This is a genomic window from Dyella sp. 01N36, from assembly GCF_056399745.1.
In genome coordinates, this window is the sequence record NZ_JBFTRY010000210.1 from 1 (window position 1) to 5,559 (window position 5,559).

Sequence of the window (5,559 nt, forward strand, 5' to 3'; positions counted from 1 at the left end):
CGTCAGCACCGCCCAGAGTACCGATGCCGCGAAGGAAAACCTGCGCGTCGCCATGATCTACATCGGCAGCAACAATCTGAAAGCCGCCACGCAGGCGGTCGACCAGGTACTGCAGCAAGAGGACTTCGAGCGATTGCCGGAAAAGATTCGCTATGCCGCGCAGCTGATGGCTGGCGCCATTGCCGAGGAGCAGGGCGAGCACAAGAAGGCCTATGGGTATCTGGTGCGCGCGACCGCCCTGCCTGAAGCCGACGGCGAGGCCTGGTTCACCCGGCTGAGCAGTGCCTATGCACTCAAGGACTATGCCGATAGCGCCGTCTGCGTCACGACGATTGCGCAGCGATGGCCGGACAAACTCGGTGACATCAACGAGCGCGCCGTGATCACCATCGAACGTGAGTTGATGGATGGCAACCATGCTTCGCAGCGACTCGCTTATTTGCAGGCGCTATTCGATGCGCGATGGAAAGACTCGGACGGCGAGCCCAACGAGTTATGGCAGGACCTCGCCACGCTCCAGCTGGCCAATGGCCACACCAGGCAGGCGGCAGCGGCGGCCGCACGCATCGACTCGGCCCGCACCGTGCTGTCCATGCGCGTGGACAAACGCTTCGATGCGCTGACTCGCGCCGATCAGAAGCACTACGACGTCGATCGCATGCTGGCCCGTGAAATCGACAGCGCACGGGCACAGATGCAGTCCACTCCACACAAGCTTCGTCCGACGGTGCGCCTGCAATCGCTGCTGCTGAGCGCTCGGCGCTACGACGAAGTGTTGGCGCTCGCCGATGCGGTGATCGCCAAGACGCAGGATGGCAACGGCAGCGCGACCTACGAGGATTTCGACAAGCAGTACATCTGGCTGCTCGACGAACGCTCGCGTGCACTGGCCCGACTCGGGCGTTGGGACGAGGCGGTGGAACAGTGGCAGCGTGCCGCCCGCCGCCCCGAAGACGGCGGCATGAACGTGAGCCAGATCATCAACCTTGGCCAGTTGTATGCCGACCTGAAGCGTCCCGGCGAAGCACTCAGCACCGTGCAGGAGCTGGGCAGCATGAGCCCCTATGGGCGCATGCAATTGGAGATCGTGCGACTGGAAGCGGCCATCGTCCAACAGGACCAGGCGGCCATCAGCATGCATTTGACCTATATGCGTGAGCACCGCAAGGACGCCATCACCACCTGGCAGGCGGCATTGTTGCTGAGCAACCATCTGGACGAGGCGGTCGACCTGCTGATCGAACGCCTCAAGAACGAGGAATGGCGAAGCCAGGCGCTGGACGATATGCAGATATATGCCGACATCCGCACCACGCCCATGGACACCGAACGTCTGCGGCGATGGCGCGATGTGATTGCGCGTCCCCAGGTGCAGAACGTGCTTGCGGGCGTCGGCCGGGTGGAAACCTTCCATCTGGATCCCACCGAAACCTGATGGCCCTGCGTCGCCGGGGCTCGACCGCCCCGTCGCCATGCACGTAGGATGACGTGCCGGCGTTGCCCACGAATGCAGACCTCATGCCCCGCTCCACAGGCCCCTGGCTTCTCTACCTGATCGAATGCCGTGACGGCACCTACTACGCCGGCATCACCAACGATCTTGAGGCGCGCTACCAGGCGCACGTGAGCGGCAAGGGCGCGCGCTATACGCGTTCGCACCCTCCGCTGCGCTTGATCGGTTCGCGTGCCTATGAAAATCGCGCGGCAGCGTCGCGTGCGGAATGGGAAATCAAGCAGCTGCCCAGGCACAAAAAGATCGGCTATCTGGACGGCGCAGCTGTCGCTCCATCCGTGTAGGAGCGCACCCTGTGCGCGACCGCCGCCTGGAGGGCGGCCGCTTTGCCGGGTGGTCGCGCACAAGTGCGCTCCTACAGGGGGTTACGACTTCTTCAGCATCGCGGTGATTTTGTCCAGCTGTTCGCGGTAGCCATCCAAAATCTTGGCGGTGGCCTGCGCGTACTGGTTGGCCTCCTCCCAGCGACGTCCCTCGATCGCCTCGCGCACGCCAGGTACCGTTTTCACGCCATAGCCGGTGAGCATGCCCGGCGCGTAGATCATGTGGCGGAACCAGGGACGCGCCGGCAGACCGGCAGCGCTGGTCAGCGACTGCTCCATCTTCCCCATCAACGTATTGAGCTGCTGCTGTTGAGCGGCGGGCAGGTTGAAGCCAGCCGCGGCGCGCTGGCTGTAGGCGGCTTCGAAGGCCTGTGCGCTCTTTCTCAGCTTGCGCGTCGCATCGTCCAGCGGTGCGAGTTTGATCTCCGGCACATCGCTATCGCGCTCGGGCGCCAGCTGCGGCCGGGTGGGATCGGATACCAGTGCATAGGCGTGCTTGTCCAGCAACTGATGTTGCTGCTCGGTGTCCTTGCGTGTATCGGCGACCAGTTGATGCAACTGCTCCACATAGCGATTGAGCGTGTCGCTGAAGTCCTCAAAGCGCATCGGCAGCACGGTGGCGTCCGCGGTGCGCAGCACGATATGACCTGCGACCTTGGACAGCGCCACGCCGTACTGGAAATCGGGATCGCCGAAGCGCACGTAGTGATCGAAGGAGTCGTACGCCGAGTGATAGACGCCCTCGTTGTCTTCCTCGCCGCTGAAGCCCAGGTCCAGCGATGCAATGCCCAGGTGTTCGAGGAAGGCGCTGTAATCGGAACCCGAACCAAGCGCACTGATCGGCACGTCGCCACCGGCCGCGGCGAGCTTGGCGGCCTCCTTGGTTTCGGGCTTGGCGTCTTTGGCGGCGCCGCTGACCATCATGTGCGCACGCATGCGTTCGAGCACGCTGCCCTTGGTCTCCGGATCGGTCACGCCTGCAGCCACCTGGTTCACCAGATGCTGGTAGGAATGGCTGCCGCCGGCATCGAGAAAACCGCGGCTGTTGGTATCGGAGTTGAGATAGAGCACGGCCTTCTGCTGCAACTCGTCGGCATGGGTTTCCGCCCATTCGGTGGAGCCGAGCAGGCCGGCTTCTTCACCATCCCAGCTGGCATACACGAGTGTGCGCTGCGGGCGCCAGCCCTGCTTGTAGAGCGCGCCGATGGCCTTGGCTTCGGCCAGCAGGGCGACATTGCCTGCCAGCGGATCCCAGGCGCCGAAAACCCAGCCGTCGTGATGGTTGCCGCGCACGATCCAGCGATCGGGCTCGGTGGAACCCTTGATGGTGGCGATCACGTCGTATACCGGCTTCTGGCCCCAATCGGACTGCACCGTCAAATGCACCGGCGCCGTACTCGGCCCCATGTGATAGGTGATCGGCAGCGAACCGCGCCATCCGCCCGGCGCCACCGGTCCGCTGAGTGACTTCAGCAGCGGCGTGGCATCGGCATAGGAAATCGGCAATACCGGAATCTTGAGGATGGTCTTCGCTTCGCTCAGCGACAGACGCTTGGCATCGTCGGTGGAACCGATGCCGGGGGTGAGCGGATCACCGGGATACTGCTGCATGTCGGCCACCGAGCCGCGCTGCACGCCATCTTCCGGACGCCAGCCGCCATGCGGATAGGTGTCGCCTGCGGCATATCCGTCCTCATGCGGGTCGGAATAGATCAGGCAGCCCACGGCACCGTGTTCCTGCGCCAGTTTGGGCTTGAGGCCGCGCCAACCCGCACCGTAGCGCGCAATGACGATCTTCCCGCGCACGTCGATGCCACGGCGGGCGAGGTCCTTGTAGTCGTCGGGCATGCCGTAGTTCACGTATACCAGCGGCGCGCTCACATCGCCGTCGCCGCCATAGACGTTGTACGGCGGCAGCACGCCGTCCTTGATGCTGGAGGTGGCATCGCCTGCCACTGCCGGCTCGTGCAGCTTGGCGGTGAACGGGTGCGGGCCCTTCAGTTCCAGCGCCACTTTCTTGGGCGTGGGATAGAGCACGTTGAAGGTTTCGATATGGGCGTCCCAGCCCCACTCCTTGAACTTGGCCAGCATGAATTCCGCATTGGCCTTGTCGTGCGGCGATCCCACCTGGTTGGGAGCAGAGGACATCTGCTTGAGCCACTCGCGCTGGTCGGCCGGATCGAGCAAGGCATCAAAGCGTTGCTCCAGGCTCTTCTGGGCCGCCGCGCCGTCGCTGGTGAAGCCCAACAGGCCGGCGTCCTCATGGCCAGTGCCATCGGCACCCAGGGCGCTGCCCATGCAAGCCAGCAGGCAGGCCGTCAGCAACGGCCGTAGCGTCAAACGGGTCATGCGTTTCTCTCCCCAGCGGTGGCACAGTGAATACGCGGCGCTCTCTCGCCGCGTGGACGTTCAATGTTGTCGTGGCACTTATACCTTGAGGCCGTGGACAACCGTCTAGGACAAAGGTCATGGATCGGCCTTGCGCGTCTGGCCATGGCAATCGAAAAGGATCCGCCCCAAGCCTCCGGACCACTGAAGTTTGGCGCCCAGGCGCCGATAAACACCGTGTCACCCCGGCAACGGTGTGACACCAACCCCTTTCTGGCGGGACACCCATGCTGCAGACCGCGCCCAACATCCCGTATCTCAAAGCCGCATGGGCAGCCTTCGCCGGCATCAGCGGCGCCAACGCCAAGCAGAGCTACGAGGCGGCGGGCCTGAGCTTCACCCGCATCAATCACTCCACCCTGGTGCGCAAGAACGAGGTGCAGGTCTCCACCATGCCCGTTCACTACACGCGGCATGAGCTGCGCGTGGGTTTCCTTGGCCGCATCGAGAATGAAGTGCGCAAGGCCGTCAACGAGATGGAAGCCGTGTTCTACGGCGAGCTGTGCCTGCCCGATGGCCACCACCTGGTGATCGAGCTGGAGGAATGTCTGCGCTTGCTGCGCCGCCGTGGCAACCGCTCGCTGTCCATCCTGATCGAACCCGATGGCTCGGCGCCGCTGGCCGCGTGCATGCGGGTGGAGATGCGGGTGTTCCTCGATGCGCCGCGCGCCTGCCTGTTTGCCAACGCCGCGGGTCCCACCACCCAGGGCTGGGTCGACCTGCTCGAGGAAGCCCCCAAGCGCGCCCGCACGCCGCGCGCCAACCACTACGCCGAGCTCGCTCACCTGATCAGCGTCACGCTCAACGACGCCTTCGCCTCGTTTCCGCGAACCCAGTTGGCCGCCTAAGCGTTTATTCCACCGGGATGTACAGATCGGTCTCGGACGTCGGATCGTCCGGCGAAACGAAGCGCTCGTCGTAGCGTTCGAATTCCACGCCGGCACGCGCCTTGAGGCCCAGCTTGGGCAGCAGGCGGGTATGGATGGTCTGGAAACTTTCGCCGATGCGCGTGGCCACGCCGCGATGGGTGAACACACCGTACTTCTGCGCCGGCACCTGGAATTTCACCATGCCTTCGGGCACCGGCGCGTCATCGGCCACCGGCAGGCCCGCCACGTATCGCAGCATGCCATCGGGCAGTGGCGCGCAGACGCCGTAGGACACACCGGGCTGCGAGCGCAGGCCGATCTCGTGTTCCCGCGGCAGGAAGCGCTCCCACAAGGGCCCGATCCCGTTCGGGCTGCGGGCGATGTGCTCCAGTCCRACGACCGTGAAAGCAGGCAACGACACAATCCGATGATCCATGGCGCAGACGTCCTGGCAGCAGCGTTGAAC

The 5,559-nt window shown here is 64.3% G+C and carries 5 protein-coding genes; 3 read left to right on the plus strand and 2 right to left on the minus strand.

Translation table 11 applies throughout. The features are described 5' to 3' along the window. Both AC1DMG_RS19225 and AC1DMG_RS19230 read left to right on the plus strand, forming a co-directional pair. The coding region (locus AC1DMG_RS19225) for a hypothetical protein (protein ID WP_477180919.1) at positions 1-1,435 on the plus strand (1,435 nt) is incomplete at its 5' end. Between the two features lie 83 nt (positions 1,436-1,518). Continuing rightward, entirely contained in the window at positions 1,519-1,797 is a 279-nt protein-coding gene (locus AC1DMG_RS19230; RefSeq protein WP_441604220.1) for a GIY-YIG nuclease family protein, read from the plus strand. 81 nt (positions 1,798-1,878) lie between these two features. Here AC1DMG_RS19230 and AC1DMG_RS19235 read toward each other — a convergent pair whose 3' ends face one another. Next, complete coding sequence (locus AC1DMG_RS19235) at positions 1,879-4,185, minus strand: transferrin receptor-like dimerization domain-containing protein (RefSeq protein ID WP_477180920.1); 2,307 nt, start codon at positions 4,183-4,185, stop codon at positions 1,879-1,881. A 266-nt stretch (positions 4,186-4,451) separates the two neighbouring features. On the opposite strand from AC1DMG_RS19235, the gene AC1DMG_RS19240 reads away from it, so the two are divergent. Further along, a complete protein-coding gene (locus AC1DMG_RS19240) occupies positions 4,452-5,072 on the plus strand; it encodes a hypothetical protein (RefSeq protein ID WP_441604222.1) in 621 nt (206 codons plus the stop codon). 4 nt (positions 5,073-5,076) lie between these two features. Here the strand turns inward: AC1DMG_RS19240 and AC1DMG_RS19245 are convergent. After that, a partial coding sequence (locus tag AC1DMG_RS19245) for a GyrI-like domain-containing protein (RefSeq protein ID WP_477180921.1) occupies positions 5,077-5,559 on the minus strand: 483 nt, incomplete at its 5' end.